Source organism: Microbacterium rhizosphaerae (assembly GCF_034120055.1).
In the GTDB taxonomy this organism is placed as follows: domain Bacteria; phylum Actinomycetota; class Actinomycetes; order Actinomycetales; family Microbacteriaceae; genus Microbacterium; species Microbacterium rhizosphaerae.
The window spans coordinates 1,125,816-1,142,444 of the sequence record NZ_CP139368.1; the positions used below are offsets into that span (position 1 = coordinate 1,125,816).

Genomic DNA, 16,629 nt, shown 5'->3' on the forward strand with positions numbered 1-16,629 from the left:
GCGCGGACGAATCGGGCATCGCCGCGATGTCCGATTTCCGCGAGAGCGTGTCGGCGGGGCGTGCGATTCTGGATGCATGGACACCCTCACGACGATGACGTTCGACGAGCGCTATCGAGCGATCGAGTCGCGCGATGTCCGTTTCGACGGCCAGTTCGTGACCGCGGTGCGCTCCACGGGCATCTACTGCCGCCCCAGCTGCCCGGCACGCACGCCGAAGCCGTCGAACGTCACATTCTTCCCCACGTCGGCGGCGGCGCACGAGGCCGGTTACCGTGCCTGCAAGCGGTGCCTGCCCGAGGCGGCGCCCGGCTCACCCGCGTGGAATCTCCGCGGCGACGTCGCCGGACGCGCGATGCGGCTGATCGCCGACGGCGTGATCGAGCGCGAGGGCGTCCCCGGACTGGCATCCCGACTCGGCTATTCGCCCCGGCATCTCACGCGCGTCCTCACCGCCGAGCTCGGCGCGGGTCCGCTCGCCCTGGCCCGCGCGCAGCGCGCGCACACGGCCCGCATGCTGCTCGTCGGCACCGACATGTCCGCGGCGGACGTCGCGTTCTCCGCGGGCTTCGCGAGCGTGCGGCAGTTCAACGACACCGTCCGCGAGGTGTTCGCCATGACCCCGCTCGACCTGCGGGCGCGACGGCACACCACACCGGACGCGACGCCTCTCGGCGAGATCGACCTCCTGCTGCCGGTCCGCGGACCCTTCGACGGCGCGGGGCTCTTCGCGTGGATGGCGGCGCGCGCCGTCACGGACGTGGAGCAGGCGGGCGACGCCTCCTTCTCGCGCACTCTGCGGCTCCCCGGCGGCCCGGCGTGGTTCGAGCTCCGGCAGGACGAGGAGCGCATCCGTCTCCGCGCACGCCTCGCGCACCTCGGTGACCTCACCGTGCTCGTCGCACGCGCTCGGCGCCTGTTCGACCTCGATGCCGATCCATTGGTGGTGGATGCGGCGCTCGCCGCGCACCCCGAGCTGTCGGCGTCGGTCGCCGCCATCCCGGGCATCCGCGTGCCGGGAGCCGCCGACCCGCACGAGATGCTCATCCGCGCGATGATCGGCCAGCAGATCACGGTCGTGGCCGCCCGCACGGCACTGAGCTCGCTGGCGGCGGCGCTCGGCGAGCGCACCCCCGACGGCGCCCTGCTCTTCCCGACCATGCAGGCCATCGCCGAGCGCGGCGCGGAAGTCCTGCGCGGGCCTGCCGCCCGCATCCGTGCCGTCACGGGTGCCGCAGGCGCCGTCGCGTGCGGCGACCTGCGGCTCTCGAGCGGCGATGACGCCCTCGAGCAGCGCGCAGCGCTCCTCGCGCTCCCCGGCGTCGGCCCGTGGACGGCGGACTACGTCCGCATGCGCGTGACCGGCGACCCGGACGTGCTGCTGCCCGGAGACGTCGCCGCCCGCGCCGGCGCCGCGGCTCTCGGCATCCCCTCCGATGCGTCCGGCCTGGTCGCCTGGGCCGCGCGGACGGCGCCCTGGCGCAGCTACCTCACCGCGCACCTCTGGCGCGCCGTGCCCCCACGGCTGCGCACACCGTCCACGAAGACCCCGACCAAGGAGCTGTCATGACCGCTGTCATCCAAACCATCGACACCCCGGACGGCCCGTTCACGATCGTCGCCGACGACGCGGGCCGCGTCCTCGCCTCGGGGTGGACCGCCGATCCCGACGCCGCGCTCGCGCGCATCCATCCCTCGCTCCGGCCGGACACGGTCGTAGAGGGTGAGACGGATGCCGCGACCGCCGTCGCCGCCTACTACGCCGGCGACCTCGACGCCGTCGGCGCGGTCGAGGTGCGTCAGCATGGAACGGCGATGCAGCAGACCGGATGGCGAGCCCTGCGCGACATCACGCCCGGCCGGCCGCTGACCTACACGGAGTTCGCCGTGCAGCTCGGGCAGCCCTCGGCGGTGCGGGCCGCCGCATCCGTCTGCGCCCGCAATGCCCCCGCCCTGTTCGTGCCGTGCCACCGCGTGCTGCGCACGGACGGGTCTCTGGGCGGCTTCGCGTGGGGCCTCGAGGTCAAGGAGAGCCTGCTCGCGCGGGAGGCGGCGATCGCCTGAGGCGTGCGGCCGCGAGAGAATCGGGGCATGGACGGATCGATGCGCGCTGTGGTGTACGACGAGTACGGATCCTCGCCGCGCATCGATCGCCTCCCCGCGCCGGACTGCCCGCCGGACGGTGCCGTCGTCCGGGTCGAGGCGACTGGCGTCTGCCGCTCGGACTGGCACGCCTGGCGCGGGCACGACCCGGTGCCGCTGCCGATGATCCCCGGGCACGAGTTCGCCGGCATCGTCGCCGAGGTCGGCCGCGAGGTGCGCGGCTTCGCCGTCGGCGACCGCGTCACCGCGCCGTTCGTCAACGGATGCGGCGCCTGCGAGTGGTGCCGGAGCGGCCAGGCGCAGGTATGCCCCGACCAGACGCAGCCGGGCTTCACCGGCGACGGGTCGTTCGCCGAGTACGTGATCGTCCGCGTCGCCGACCTCAACCTCGTGCGACTGCGGGACGAGGTCGATCCCGTGACCGCGGCATCCCTCGGCTGTCGGTTCGCGACCGCATTCCGCGCGATCGTCGGGCAGGCGGGCGTGCGTGCGGGCGAGGAGGTCGCCGTGTTCGGATGCGGCGGCGTCGGCCTCTCCGCCATCATGATCGCCCGGGCGCTCGGCGCGCGGGTGACCGCGGTCGACCTCTCGGAGCGCGCGCTCGCGCGTGCGCAGGACCTGGGTGCCGCCGCCACGGTGCTCTCCCGCACGCCGGTGGACGAGGTGATCGCAGCCACCAGAGGGGGAGCGCACGTCACGATCGACGCCCTCGGCTCGGCCGCGACGGCGGATGCCGCGGTCCGCAGCCTGCGCCGGCACGGCCGTCACGTGCAGGTCGGGCTCATGCTGGGGGCCGCAGCATCCGCCCCGCTCCCGTGGGATCGGGTGATCGCGTGGGAGCTCGAGGTGTCCGGCTCGCACGGCATGTCGGCCGCCGACTATCCCGCGATGCTGCAGCTGATCGTGGACGGCGCGCTGGATCCGGGTCGGCTCGTCGGACGGGTCACGGACCTCGCGGGCGCCGCCGAGGCGCTCGTGGCGATGGATGCCGCCCCCGCAGACGCGGGCATGGTCGTCGCGCGGCTCTGAATTCATCCAGATCTTGCATTCAGCGTTCGTCCAGGTTTAGGCTGGTGGGCTGTCGCGTCCTACGACGATGCGACAGCCACATTTCCGTGACACAAGGAGGAAGACATGTATCAGGCCGTCATCGCAGCCAAGCCGGTCGTCTTCCTCCCCGCTGTCCGCGGCCGGCACGTCTTCGAGGGCTAACCGGACTTCTCCGTCCCCGCGGCATTCGATCGCCGCACATCGCGTTACACCCCGCAGACCACTGCATATCAGGCGCCTCGGGCGTCAGCATGCCCTGCCATGCCCTGCCGAAACACACGTCACCGACCCTGGCCCAAGGAACATGACACTCTCCGCACCTCCGAAACTCAGCACTCTCCAGGCGCTCGGGCGCCTCTCACTCTTCGTGAAACCGGTCCTGCCGCGTCTCATCGGGGGCTTCGTCGTCGCGCTCGGCGCGGCCGTGGTCTCGCTGATCATCCCGCTCGTCCTGCAGGTCGCCGTCGACGGTCCCATCGCATCGGGCAACACGCAGCTGATCATCCTGTCGGTGGCCGGCGTGCTCGTACTCGGCATCCTCGAGGCCGTCTTCGTCTACCTGCGCCGCGCGTTCGTCCTGACGCCGGCCACGGGCGTCGAGTACGCGATCCGCCAGTCGTTCTACCAGCGGCTGCAGCGCCTGCCCGTCTCCTTCCACGACAAGTGGCAGTCGGGCCAGCTGCTCTCGCGCATGATGCAGGACATCAACCTGATCCGTCGCTGGCTCGCGTTCGGCTCCATCCTGCTCGTCGTCAACGTCCTCACGGTGATCATCGGCACGTTCCTGCTGTTCCGCTGGCACTGGTCGCTCGGGGTGACGTTCCTCGTCGTGTCGATCCCGCTGTGGTTCTTCGGCTACCGCTTCGAGGAGCGCTACGGCGGGCTCACACGGCAGAGCCAGGACCAGGCCGGCGACCTGGCCACCGCGGTCGAGGAGAGCGTGCACGGCATCCGCGTGCTGAAGGCCTTCGGCCGCGGCAAGCACGCCCTGCAGAAGTTCACCCGCCAGGTCGAGACGCTCCGCGGCACCGAGATGAACAAAGCCAAAGAGGTCGGCATCCTCTGGTTCTGGCTGGAGGCCGTCCCGGTCGTCGCCTTCGGACTGTGCCTGCTGCTCGGCATCTGGCTCGTGAGCTCCGACCAGTTGACGGTCGGCGAGCTGTTCGCCTTCTTCGCGATGGCGACGGCGCTGCGCTGGCCGCTGGAGTCGCTCGGCTTCCTGTTCTCGTTCCTCGTCGACACGCGCACGGCCACCGACCGCGTCTTCGAGGTGCTCGACGAGGAGAACGACATCGTCGACCCCGCCGAGCCGAAGACGATCCCGCAGCCGCGCGGCGAGCTCGCGTTCCGCGACGTGCACTTCCGCTACCCGGATGCCGCAGCAGCCGAGCGCGATCTGCTCGACGGCGTGGACCTCGTGCTCGAGCCCGGGGAGACCATGGCGCTCGTAGGCCTGACCGGCTCGGGCAAGACGACGCTCACGACGCTCCCGACGCGCCTGTACGACGTGACGCAGGGCAGCGTCGAGCTCGACGGCGTCGACGTGCGCGACCTGCGCCTGGACGAACTGCGCACGCACATCGCGATGGCCTTCGAGGATGCGACGCTGTTCTCCACCACCGTGCGCGAGAACGTGCTGATCGGGCGTGACGGGCTCGATCCGCGCAGTCCGGAGGCCGAGGCTGTGCTGAGTGAGGCGCTCGACATCGCGCAGGCGGGGTTCGCCTACGACCTGCCGGACGGCGTCGACACGATGGTCGGCGAGGAGGGTCTCAGCCTCTCCGGCGGCCAGCGCCAGCGCCTCGCGCTCGCGCGCGCGGTGGCGGCGGCTCCGAAGGTGCTCGTGCTCGACGATCCGCTGTCGGCCCTCGACGTCGACACCGAGGCACTGGTGGAGGCGGCCCTGCGCCGGGTGCTGGCGACGACGACGGCGCTCATCGTCGCCCACCGCCCCTCGACCGTGGCGCTCGCCGACCGCGTGGCCGTGCTCGAGGACGGCCGCATCACGGCCGTCGGCACGCACTCGGCGCTGCTGCGCGACAGCGCGCACTACCGGCACGTGATCTCGAGCCTCGAGGCCGCCGCCGCCGACGAGCGGCGGCCGAGACCCGAACCCGTTCGACAGGAGATGGAGGTGAACCTGTGACCACCGTTCTGGGAACCCGTGGCGAGGACCGCCACGACTACACCAAGGACGAGAGCCGCGCCATCCGTCGCCGCTCCCTGAAGCTCCTCGGTTCGCTCATCCAGCCCATGCGGGGCCTGCTCGTGCTGACCGCGCTGGTCATCGTCGCTTCGACGGGACTGCGCGTGCTCGGTCCGTCGCTCATCGCATGGGGCATCGACCAGGCCCTTCCGCAGGCTGTGCAGTACGCGAACTGGATGCCGGCCTTCATGGTCTCGGCGCTGTACGTCGCGACGGGCGGCCTCGGCGCGGGACTGCTGGCGTGGTACGTCCTGCTGTCGGCGCGCCTCACGCAGGCGATCCTCATGGACCTGCGCACGCGCATCTTCCGGCACACGCAACGGCTGAGCCTCGAGTTCCACGAGAGCTACACCTCGGGGCGCATCATCTCGCGGCAGACCAGCGACCTGGAGTCGATCAGGGAGCTGCTCGACGGCGGCCTGAACCAGCTCGTGCAGGGCTCGCTCTACGGCCTGTTCACGCTCGTGGCGCTGTTCTTCCTGGACTGGCAGAGCGGTCTCGTGCTGGTGCTGATGGGCATCCCGCTGTCGGTGCTGATGCGCTGGTTCTACATCGAGTCGCAGAAGGGCTTCCGCGCCTCGCGCGTGGTCAGCGCGAAGCTCATCGTGCAGTTCGTCGAGACGATGACGGGCGTGCGCGCCGTCAAGGCGTTCCGCAAGGAGAGGCGCAACGACACCGAGTTCGGCCAGATCTCGGCGGACTACCGGTCCGTCAACCTGAAGCTCGTGAAGCTGTACGGCGTGCTCGACCCGGGCATGATCCTGCTCTCGAACATCACGCTGTCGGTCGTGCTGCTGTGGGGCGCCTTCCGCGTCGCCGATGGGCGGCTCGCGGTCGGCGTGCTGCTCGGCGCGCTGCTGTACGTGCGCAACTTCTTCTCGCCGCTGGAGGAGGTGGCGATGTTCCTGAACTCGTACCAGTCCGCCACGGCCGCGCTCGAGAAGGTGTCGGGCGTGCTGGAGGAGGAGCCGTCTGTGCCGGATCCGATCAAGCCCGTCGACCTGTGGACCTCGACCGGGCACGTGCGGTTCGACGACGTCGAGTTCGGCTATGCGTCCGGGCGCACCATCCTGCCGGACTTCACGCTGGACATCCCCGCGGGGCAGACGATCGCGCTGGTCGGGACGACGGGCGCGGGCAAGTCGACGCTCGCGAAGCTCGTGTCGCGGTTCTATGATCCGACCCGCGGCCGGGTGACGCTCGACGGCGTCGACCTGCGCGACCTGCACCCGAACGACCTGCGACGCGCGATCGTGATGGTCACGCAGGAGGCATACCTGTTCAGCGGGACGGTGGCGGACAACATCGCGCTCGGCAAGCCGGATGCGACGCTCGACGAGATCCGCGCCGCGGCCCGCGCGGTCGGCGCCGACGGCTTCATCCAGGCGCTGCCCGACGGCTACGACACCGACGTGAACAAGCGCGGCGGACGCGTGTCGGCGGGCCAGCGCCAGCTGATCTCGTTCGCCCGCGCGTTCCTCGCCGACCCCGCGGTGCTGATCCTCGATGAGGCGACGGCGTCGCTCGACATCCCGTCGGAGCGCCTCATCCAGGAGGCGCTGCAGACGCTGCTCGCCGACCGCACGGCGATCATCATCGCGCACCGGCTCTCGACGGTGGCGATCGCCGACCGGGTCCTCGTGATGGAGCACGGGCGCATCATCGAGGACGACGACCCCGAGACACTGATCGCGGGCACGGGCAAGTTCGCCCAGCTGCACTCCGCGTGGCGGGCGTCGCTCGTCTGACACGCAGGGGCGGCCTGCCCCTCTTCCGCCGAGCCCACACCGGTTTGCCGAACCCCCACCGGATCTACGCATATTCGTTGAGGGTTCGACTAACCAGTGAGGGCTCGGCGCCCGTCCCGTCATGCAGGGTGGAGGTGCGACCGAGATTCCGCGGCGCGGATGGTCGATGTCGTGCCATCCACCGACTGCGCGTGGGCGCGATCCGGGGGCGACGGGAGTGCGACCGTGGCGCAATGGAGATCGATGATGCCCGCAATTCGCTGCTCAGCCGGGAAGACCTCGAGCGCCGGGGCACGACAGTGCAGATGCTCCGCGCATCCCTTGCGAGGGGCGACCTGCACCGGGTGGATCACGGTCGATATGTCGAAATGACCCTGTGGCGCTCGAGATATGTCGAAGGTCGTCACCTTCTACGGGTCGTCGCCGCCGCCGAGCGACAACGGGGGACGAGCCTGGTCTTCTCACACGCGTCGGCCGCCGTCATGCACGGGCTTCCGCTCTTCCGGATGGAGCCGGCCCGGGTCCATCTGAGCGGGTCGGCGGCGAACGGACAGGTGCTCGCATGCAAGCCGACGGTCGCGCGCCACGAGGTTCCCGTCCCGGACGAGGACATCGTCGAGATCGGCGGCATCAGCTGCACCTCCCTTCCGCGCGCCGTCGCGGAGGTCGTACGGAGCGCTCCGCGAGAGACCGGGATCGCGGTCCTGGATGCGGCCCTCCGCAGAGGCGCATGGTGCGACCGAAGCCGCACCTACGACGTCGATCGTGCGGAGACCCTGCGCGCGCAGATCGGTCGATACCTGCCGAAGGGTGGACGAGGAGTGCGCCGTGGGCGGGAGATCTTGATGCTGGGAGACGGTCGGATCGAGTCGCCGGGCGAGTCCGTCAGCCATCTCTACCTGCGGGACATCGGGTTCCCGCCGCCTCTCCTGCAGGCACAGGTGCCAGGACCGGGCGGCACGACGTATTACGTCGACTTCGAGCTGGATGGTGCATTCGGCGAGTTCGATGGGATGGGAAAGTACATCGATCCGGTGTTGCGCGGCGGTCGTGGCATCGAGGAGGTGGTCGTCGCGGAGAAGAGGCGCGAGGACTGGATCAGGGGGATGACCGGTAAGCGCGTGGTCCGCTGGGGTACGGCGGACATCGCGGATGCCGCGACCTTCGAACAGCGCCTCGCCCGATTCGGCCTCACGCCGCGCGGCCGCGCGGGGGGAACCGGGTCAGCCCGACGCGCGACACACCCCTTTTCGCCGATCCCTCACTCGTTCATCGATCCCTCAGCCGATAGTGCGCAATCGGGTGAGGGATCGTGAGGCGATTGCGGGTTCGGCGAGCACGGCGCTCGGGCCCAGTCGGGCATCCGTGCGATCGACTGGTGCTAGAGGCCGACCTCGGCGATGATCTCGCCGTACTCGGTCTCGCCGACGGGCGTGAAGCCGACGCGCTCGAAGAACGCCGCCGGCCCGCCCTCGCCGGCCTCGTAGATCACGTTCACGTGGTCCATGCCGCGCTCGCGCGCCTCGGCCAGGAGCGACTCGACCGCGAAGCGGCCGATGCCCTTGCCCTGGTCCTCGGCGTCGACGTTGATGCGCCACAGCACGGAGCGGAAGTGCTCCTGCGGGAAGTCCGGATCGAAGTTCGCGCTGATGAAACCCACGATGTCGTCGCCGTCCAGGACGACCCGCTGCCAGGACGTCTGCGGATTCACGACGGTTGCAGCGATGCCGTAGCTCACCGGCGAGAGGAACTCCTCCTGCCCGGGCTTCAGCGACATGTTGTTGACCGCCACGATCGTCGAGGCGGACAGTTCTTCCAGCCGAAGTTCTGCCATACGCACAGGCTAATGCCCACATTGGTCCCAGAGGCAGGCTTGATTCCGCATCCATAGGGAGATATCTCGATGTCGAGATACTTTCGCGTGTGCGATAGTCTGGCGGATGCGTCGCTGCGCGCGGAGAACCGGCGTGCGGCGGCCGCATCCGACGCCCCTCACAGCCTCGCCCGCAAGGGCTCCTCCCTTCAAGAGAGAGACGATTCGTGCCCGACTCGACCATCATCTACACCCACACCGACGAGGCACCGGCGCTCGCGACGGCATCCTTCCTCCCCATCGTGCAGGCCGTGACCCGGCAGGCCGGGGTCGACATCGAGACGCGCGACATCTCGCTGGCCGGCCGCATCCTGGCAGCCTTCCCGCAGAAGCTCACGCCCGAGCAGCAGGTGGGCGACGCGCTCGCCGAGCTCGGCGGCCTCGCGACGCTGCCCGAGGCCAACATCATCAAGCTGCCCAACATCTCGGCGTCGATCCCCCAGTTGAAGGCCGCCATCGCCGAGCTGCAGGGCCAGGGCTACGACATCCCCGACTACCCGGACGAGCCGCAGTCCCTCGACGAGAAGGACGTGCGCGCCCGGTACGACCGCATCAAGGGGTCCGCCGTGAACCCCGTCCTGCGCGAGGGCAACAGCGACCGCCGTGCCCCGCTGTCGGTGAAGAACTACGCACGCAAGCACCCGCACCGCAACAAGGCGTTCGCCGCCGGCTCCCGGACGCGCGTCGCGACGATGGGCCATGACGACTTCCGCTCGAACGAGAAGTCCGTGGTCATCCCGAGCGACGACGTGCTCACGATCCAGCACGTCGCTCAGGACGGCGCGGTCACGACGCTCAAGAGCGGGCTCAAGGTGCTGCCCGGCGAGATCGTCGACGCCACGTTCCTCTCGGCTCAGGCGCTCGACGCCTTCCTCGCCGAGACCCTGGAGACGGCGAAGGCGGAGAACCTCCTCTACTCGGTGCACCTGAAGGCCACGATGATGAAGGTCAGCGACCCGATCATCTTCGGCCATGTCGTGAAGGCCTACTTCGCCGACGTCTTCGACCGCAACGGCGACGTCATCGCGCGCGAGGGTCTCAGCCCCAACAACGGGCTCGGTGCGATTCTGGACGGCCTCGCGAGCGTCGAGGGCGGCGCGGAGATCGCCGAGGAGATCGCGGCCGACCTCGACCGCGGCCCGCGCCTCTCGTACGTCAACTCCGACAAGGGCATCACCAACCTGCACGTTCCGTCGGACGTCATCGTGGATGCATCCATGCCCGCGCTCATCCGCAACGGCGGCAAGCTGTGGGGCGCCGACGGAGGAGAGGACGACACGCTCGCCGTCATCCCGGACTCGTCGTACGCGGGGGTCTACCAGGCCACGATCGACGACGTCATCGCCAACGGTCCGCTCGACCCCGCGACGATCGGCACGGTCTCCAACGTCGGCCTCATGGCGCAGGCGGCGGAGGAGTACGGCAGCCACGACAAGACCTTCGAGATCGAGACCGCCGGCCGCGTGCAGATCGTCGACTCCGAGGGCGAGGTGCTCATCGAGCACGAGGTCGAGGCGGGCGACATCTGGCGCGCGACGCAGACGAAGGACATCCCGGTTCGCGACTGGGTGAAGCTCGCCGTGGGCCGCGCCCGCGCGACCGGCGTGCCGGCGGTGTTCTGGCTCGACGCGAACCGCGCGCACGACGCGCAGCTCATCGCCAAGGTCCAGACCTCCCTCGGCAAGCTCGACACCAAGGGCATCACGACGATCATCCTGCCGCCCGCCGAGGCGACGCGGTACTCGCTGGCGCGCATGCGCCAGGGCCTCGACACGATCTCGGTCACCGGCAACGTCCTGCGCGACTACCTCACCGATCTCTTCCCGATCCTCGAGGTCGGCACCTCGGCCAAGATGCTGAGCATCGTGCCGCTGCTCGCGGGCGGCGGACTCTTCGAGACAGGCGCCGGCGGCTCGGCTCCGAAGCACGTGCAGCAGCTCCTCGCCGAGGACTACCTGCGGTGGGACTCCCTGGGCGAGTTCTTCGCGCTCGCCGCGTCGTTCGAGCACTACGCCGGCTTCACGGGCAACGCGAAAGCGCAGGTCCTCGCCGACACGCTGGATGCCGCGACCGGCACGTTCCTCGAGAACGACAAGTCGCCCGGCCGTGCGTTGGGCACGATCGACAACCGCGGCAGCCACTTCTATCTCGCGCTGTACTGGGTGCAGGAGCTCGCGAAGCAGACCGAGGATGCCGAGCTCGCCGCCGCGTTCGCGCCGGTCGCCGCGGCGCTCGCGGCCAACGAGCACTCGATCGTCGAGGAGCTGCTCGCTGTGCAGGGCTCGCCGGTCGACATCGGCGGCTACTACCACCCGGACGAGAACCTGGTGGCGCAGGTCATGCGTCCGTCCGCGACGCTGAACGGCATCGTCGACGGCATCTGACTCGACACGATCCGGGACGATCAGTGCGGACGGGCCGGCGGGGGAGACCTCGCCGGCCCGCGCCGCGTGAAGGAGGCGACGGGTGACCGACGGAGCGATGCTCGCGATCGACGCGGGCCAGACCGGGATCAAGATCCGGATGACGGCCCCCGGCGCCGCACCTCGGGAGACGACTCTCGCGGGCGTGCGCACCCACGAGGAGCTCATCCCGCAGCTGGCAGCCGCAGCGCGTGCCGCGGCCGCCGGGAATCGGATCGCCGAGGTGTCGGCCGGTGTCTCGGGCCTCACGCGTCGCGAGTCGGACGCGACCGCTCTGCTGGATGCGACGCGGGACCTCGGCACGAGGCTCGCCCGTCTCACGCACGACTCGGTGACCTCGTTCCTCGGCACCCTCGGCGGCGATCGCGGGGCGGTCGTCGCGGCGGGCACGGGAGTCGTGACCCTCGCCGTCGGCCGTTCTCGCGTCGCGCGCGTCGACGGCTGGGGCAACATCATGGGCGACGCGGGCAGCGCGTACTGGATCGGCCGAGAGGCGCTGGATGCCGGCATGCGCGCCTATGACGGGCGCGGTCCGCGCACGCCGCTGACCGATGTCATGCGCGAGCGGTGGCCCGACCTCGACGAGGCGTACATCGACCTGCAGGGCGATCCCGACCGCATCAGGATCGTCGCATCCTTCGCCCCCGCGGTCGCCGACCTCGCGGATGCGGACCCGGTCGCCGAGGGCATCTGCCGTCGTGCGGCCGGGGAGCTCGCGCGATCGGTCACGGCGGCGCTCGAGCGGGTCGCGGAGGAGGCTGACGCGGACGCATCCTGGGCCGTCGGCGCCGTCGGCGGCGTGTTCGCATCGGGGCTCATCCGCTCGCGCTTCGCGCAGCTCCTGGCCGACGGCTCGGTGGCGGTGCACCTCGTCAGCGCACGGGGCACCGGCCTCGACGGCGCCGCCGCACTGCCGGGCGTCGGGCCGGAGCATCCGCTCAGCGCGTTCGTCTCCGTCGCGTCGCGCTGACCCGGCTGACGTCGCGCACGCTCACGCGTGGGTCAGTTGTGCACCCACACGTCGGTGCCGGTGGGGGTCCAGTCGTAGAGCTGCTTGGCGCGGGGGATCGGCATCCCGACGCAGCCGTGGCTCATCGTGTGGCCCCAGTTGTGGTGCCAGTACACGCCGTGGAAGCCCTGGTCGCCGTTGAAGTACATGACCCACGGGACGTCCGGCTGCGCGTACGTCGTGCCGTCGGGGTTGTTGCCCCGCATCGTCATCGACGTGATGTGCGAGTTGATCCGGAAGTGACCGGTCTTCGTGGGGTACGTGCGTCCGCTCGAGATGAGCCACGAGTCCACGACCTGCCCGTTCTCCTTGAGGTACAGCGTCTGCGTTGTCAGGTTGACCTCGAGCAGGCGCTGCGCCGTCGCCATCTTCGCGGGGACCTCGGAGACGGTGAGCTTGTACACCCCGTCGAGGTTGGCCAGCTGCTTCGCGAAGGCCTCGGCGACGCCCGTGGTCTCGCCGAGAGTGCGTCCGCTGTGCCCGGCGGCGATGGTGCGCAGCACCGTGCCGGACGAGTTCGTGATGACGGAGCCGTCGGCGGGCGCACGGTTCACGGACGCCGCAAGCGTATCGACGACCCTCTGGATCTTGGATGCGTCGGCCCTCACGCCGATGGTGCCGTCCGGCTTGTCCGCCACGGTGATCCACGATGCGGCGGTCGCGCGGTCGACGGGTACCGTCCGCTCGTCGCCCACGTAGAACCCGACGGTGTCGAGCATCTTGTTGAGCTTGCCGGCGACCTCCTGCGCGTGCGCGGTCGTCGTGGCCGCGGCCACCGGGGTCGTCGACACCGTCACGGCCGCACTCGCCGAGCCGGCGGCGAAGGCGTTCTGGATGGCGGTCTGCACGGCATCCACGTTCACGCTGGTGCCGTCGACCGCCGGCGTGACGGTGTACGAGCCCGTGGCGCCGTCGAAGGAGACGGTCGCGTCGACGGGGGCGACGTAGAGCGAGGGGAAGACCGTGTGGAGCTTCGATGCGACCGTGGCGTGGTCGACCTTCACGTCGGCCTTGCGCGACGAGGGGAACCACGCGGCCACGTTCCACAGGGGGTGGTCGGCGTACGTGTCCTGCGCGAGCGTGGCCGCATCGACGCTCGCCCCGAGGTCCGCGCCGGTCATGGTGACCGTTCGGCCGTCGGGCCCGGACAGGGTCACCGGCGTCGAGGCGAGCCTCGCGGTGATGGCGTCGGCGGCGGCGCCCGCGGTCATCCCTCCGACGGGCACGCTCGCGACGGAGGCGCCGGGGGCGATGAGGACGAGGGAGATCGCGACGACGGCCGCTGCGACGATGCCTGTGGGTACGCCGATCCACGCGCCGAGGTGACGCTTGCGGTGGGCCGGTTCCGCCGGTGCCCACGCGTATGTCGCGCCGGTGCCGGTGCTGTGATCAGCCCCGGTCTTCCCGGCATCCCCCTGCTCGCCCGTGTCTGCCACAGTCAACCCCCGAATTGCCCGAGCATTATTGTACCGGGGACGGCCTGAGCGCCGGATCGGAGACGGTGACGGTTGGGTCTCGATGGCCGACGCCGCGCGCCGGCAGCGAATATAACGAATTCGTAAAGAGGCCGCGCAAACCTGGTCGAGGGCTTGCGGAATGTTTGTTCGTAAGGTCTACTAACAAACATGACTGCACCGGAAGCGCAGCGCGGCTCTTCCACGATCGAGCCCGCGCCCACGACCCACGGCGACGAGAATCCCTATGGTCCCCGCCGTGCACTGCGTCAGGGAGCCAAGGTGCTTCCCGAGCACGCCCGCGGGCACAACCGGGCGCTCCTCCTGCAGACGCTCTTCCACGAGGGGGCGATGAGCCGCGCCGACCTGTCGCGCGAGACCGGCCTCACGCGCGTGACGATCTCCGACCTCGTCGCCGAGCTCATCGCCGACGGCTTCATCGTCGAGGTGGGCGTGCGCGAGGCCTCCGGCCCGGGCAAGCCCGCGATCCTCATCGACCTCGACCGCACGGGGCACCGCATCCTCGCCCTCGACCTCTCCGCGAGCGACCGCTTCGTCGGCGCGGTGCTCACCCTCGACGGGCGGATCGTCAGCCGTCGCGTGGTCGACCACGTCGAGCATCTCGACGACGCGGCCGGCATCATCATCGGGCTCGCCCGTGAGCTCGCCGCAGAATCCGACATGCCGATCCTCGGCATGGGCGTCGGCACCCCCGGTGTGGTCGACGACGCGGGCGTGGTCCTCACCGCGCCCAACTTCGGCTGGCGCGACTACGACCTCAAGTCGGCGCTGCGCGCGGCCGTCGACGTCCCCGTGATCGTCGCCAACGACGCGAACGCGGCCGTGCTCGCGGAGTACACGTTCGGCGGTGCCGACGACGTCCTGCTCGTGAAGATCGGCCGCGGCGTCGGCTCGGGGCTCGTCATCGACGGGCGGCCGGTGCGCGGCAGCCACTCGGCGGCGGGCGAGATCGGCCACGTCACGGTCGGCACCGACGGTGGCCCGCTGTGCGCATGCGGCCGCTCCGGCTGCCTCGAGGCGTGGCTCTCGGCTCCGGCGCTCACGGCTCGCACCGCGGATGCCGACCCCGCCGACCGCGACGGCATCCTGTACGACGCCGGGGAGCGTCTCGGCATCGCGCTCGCACCCGTCGTGGGTGCGCTCGACCTGTCGGAGGTCGTCCTCTCCGGCCCCCCTGAACTTCTCGACGGACCGCTCGCCCGGGCGACCCTCGAGACCCTCCGCTCCCGGATCCTCACCGTCCTGCACGACGGCATCCGGGTGCGGATGACGGAGCAAGGCCAGGACATCGTCCTGCGCGGCGCGGCCGTCATGGTCCTGTCCGGACAGCTGGGCGTGTCCTAGGACCTGACATCCCCCAGACGGAGCCGCAAGGCCCGTCGCACACCAAGAGAAATCACCAAACACGAGGAGACAAATTGCGCACTTCACGCATCGTCGCCGTCGGCGCTGTCGGCGTCGCTGCCGCCCTGGCGCTGAGCGCCTGCGGCAGCAGCTCCGGATCTGGGTCAACCAGCGGCGCGGTCGACGGCAAGGGCAAGACGCTCACCGTCTGGGCCATGACCGGCGACCTCTCGGACACGACGCTCAAGGCGATCAACGACGAGTTCACCAAGCAGACCGGTGCCAAGGTCAAGATCGAGACCCAGCAGTGGACCGACATCGCGACCAAGATCACCACGGCGCTCGCCACGAGCACCCCGCCGGACGTGCTCGACCTCGGCAACACCCAGGTCGCCACCTTCGCCTCGAGCGGCGGCCTCGCCGACCTGTCGAAGTACAAGAGCGAGTTCCAGCAGGGCCAGACGTGGCTCGGCGGTCTGCAGGATCCGGCCACCGTCGACGGCAAGCTGTACGCCGTCCCGTCGTTCGCCGGCGCCCGTGCGGTCCTCTACAACAAGACCATCTGGGCGGATGCGGGCATCACCGCCGCCCCCACCACGTACGACGAGCTCAAGGCCGACCTCGACAAGCTCAAGGCCAAGAACGCCGGCACCGACTTCTCCGCCTTCTACCTCCCGGGTCAGTACTGGTACGCCGGCATGCAGTGGGTGTGGGACCAGGGCGGCGACATCGCCACGCAGAAGAGCGGCAAGTGGACGGCCGGCTTCTCGACGCCTGAGGCGCAGAAGGGCCTCGGCGACTGGAAGGCCTTCCAGAACGCGTACTCGTCGGCCGCCAGCCAGACGCTCAACACCGACAAGCCCGACCAGGACCAGGTGTTCGCCGACGGCAAGGCCGGCGCGATCATCGCCAACGGCTGGGAGATCGGCGTGGTCCAGAAGGACAACCCGAAGATGACGAACGACGTCCTCGGCTCGTTCCCGATGCCGGGCGTCTCGGGCAAGAACCAGCCGGTGAACCTCGGAGGCTCGGACTGGGGCATCGCGACCAAGAGCAAGAACCAGGAGCTGGCCCGTGCATGGGTCAAGATCGCTGCCAGCCCCGACATCCAGAACACCTACGTCTTCGGCAAGGACGGCTGGATCCCGAACAGCGTCGAGGGCTCGAAGGCCGCGGTCGACGGCGGCACCCTGTCGGACCTGCAGAAGGCGTTCTTCACGTCGGCACAGAACTCGAAGGCCACGCCGGCCTCGGGCAGCTGGGCGTCGCTGGAGGACCCCGGCATGAAGCAGTTCTTCCAGTCGGTGACCTCGGGCAGCCAGTCGACGTCCGACGCGGCGAAGACGTGGGACGCCACGGTCAACTCGACCCTCAACCAGTGATCGACCGATAGCAGGA

Annotated in this window: 12 protein-coding genes; 10 read left to right on the top strand and 2 right to left on the bottom strand. The window is 70.1% G+C overall.

The annotated features are described in order from the left end of the window. The first annotated feature begins 76 nt into the window (after positions 1-76). The 6 genes from SM116_RS04965 (at position 77) to SM116_RS04990 (ending at position 8,423) form a co-directional block, all read left to right on the top strand. Complete coding sequence (locus SM116_RS04965) at positions 77-1,570, top strand: Ada metal-binding domain-containing protein (RefSeq protein WP_320943349.1); 1,494 nt, start codon at positions 77-79, stop codon at positions 1,568-1,570. Next, positions 1,567-2,064, top strand: coding sequence for a methylated-DNA--[protein]-cysteine S-methyltransferase (locus SM116_RS04970; RefSeq protein ID WP_320943350.1), 498 nt, complete (start codon positions 1,567-1,569; stop codon positions 2,062-2,064). Before SM116_RS04965 ends, SM116_RS04970 begins: the two co-directional genes overlap by 4 nt. 39 nt (positions 2,065-2,103) lie before the next feature. Continuing rightward, complete coding sequence (locus tag SM116_RS04975; RefSeq protein ID WP_320944101.1) at positions 2,104-3,132, top strand: zinc-dependent alcohol dehydrogenase family protein; 1,029 nt, start codon at positions 2,104-2,106, stop codon at positions 3,130-3,132. Between the two features lie 325 nt (positions 3,133-3,457). Next, positions 3,458-5,299: an ABC transporter ATP-binding protein gene (locus SM116_RS04980; RefSeq protein ID WP_320943351.1), complete on the top strand. Its 1,842-nt coding sequence runs from the start codon at positions 3,458-3,460 to the stop codon at positions 5,297-5,299. Then, a complete protein-coding gene (locus SM116_RS04985) occupies positions 5,296-7,107 on the top strand; it encodes an ABC transporter ATP-binding protein (protein ID WP_320943352.1) in 1,812 nt (603 codons plus the stop codon). Before SM116_RS04980 ends, SM116_RS04985 begins: the two co-directional genes overlap by 4 nt. 233 nt (positions 7,108-7,340) lie before the next feature. Beyond that, on the top strand, positions 7,341-8,423 hold the full coding sequence (locus tag SM116_RS04990) for a hypothetical protein (protein WP_320943353.1): 1,083 nt from the start codon (positions 7,341-7,343) through the stop codon (positions 8,421-8,423). Between the two features lie 65 nt (positions 8,424-8,488). On the opposite strand, the gene SM116_RS04995 is transcribed toward SM116_RS04990, so the two are convergent. Further along, entirely contained in the window at positions 8,489-8,941 is a 453-nt protein-coding gene (locus SM116_RS04995; RefSeq protein ID WP_320943354.1) for a GNAT family N-acetyltransferase, read from the bottom strand. A gap of 206 nt (positions 8,942-9,147) precedes the next feature. Here SM116_RS04995 and SM116_RS05000 point away from each other — a divergent pair, with 206 nt between their 5' ends. Both SM116_RS05000 and SM116_RS05005 read left to right on the top strand, forming a co-directional pair. Then, a complete protein-coding gene (locus SM116_RS05000; protein WP_320943355.1) occupies positions 9,148-11,364 on the top strand; it encodes an NADP-dependent isocitrate dehydrogenase in 2,217 nt (738 codons plus the stop codon). Positions 11,365-11,446: 82 nt separating this feature from the next. Beyond that, the gene (locus SM116_RS05005) at positions 11,447-12,373 is read left to right on the top strand and encodes an N-acetylglucosamine kinase (protein ID WP_320943356.1); all 927 of its coding nucleotides are present in this window, start codon (positions 11,447-11,449) and stop codon (positions 12,371-12,373) included. Between the two features lie 32 nt (positions 12,374-12,405). Here the strand turns inward: SM116_RS05005 and SM116_RS05010 are convergent, their stop codons facing one another. After that, on the bottom strand, positions 12,406-13,848 hold the full coding sequence (locus SM116_RS05010) for a L,D-transpeptidase family protein (protein ID WP_320943357.1): 1,443 nt from the start codon (positions 13,846-13,848) through the stop codon (positions 12,406-12,408). Positions 13,849-14,037: 189 nt separating this feature from the next. Here SM116_RS05010 and SM116_RS05015 point away from each other — a divergent pair, with 189 nt between their 5' ends. Beyond that, positions 14,038-15,231 carry an ROK family transcriptional regulator gene (locus SM116_RS05015; protein ID WP_320943358.1) on the top strand — a complete coding sequence of 398 codons (1,194 nt, stop codon included), beginning with the start codon at positions 14,038-14,040 and terminating at the stop codon, positions 15,229-15,231. 74 nt (positions 15,232-15,305) lie between these two features. Continuing rightward, positions 15,306-16,613: a sugar ABC transporter substrate-binding protein gene (locus SM116_RS05020; protein ID WP_320943359.1), complete on the top strand. Its 1,308-nt coding sequence runs from the start codon at positions 15,306-15,308 to the stop codon at positions 16,611-16,613. The last annotated feature ends 16 nt before the right edge of the window (positions 16,614-16,629 follow it).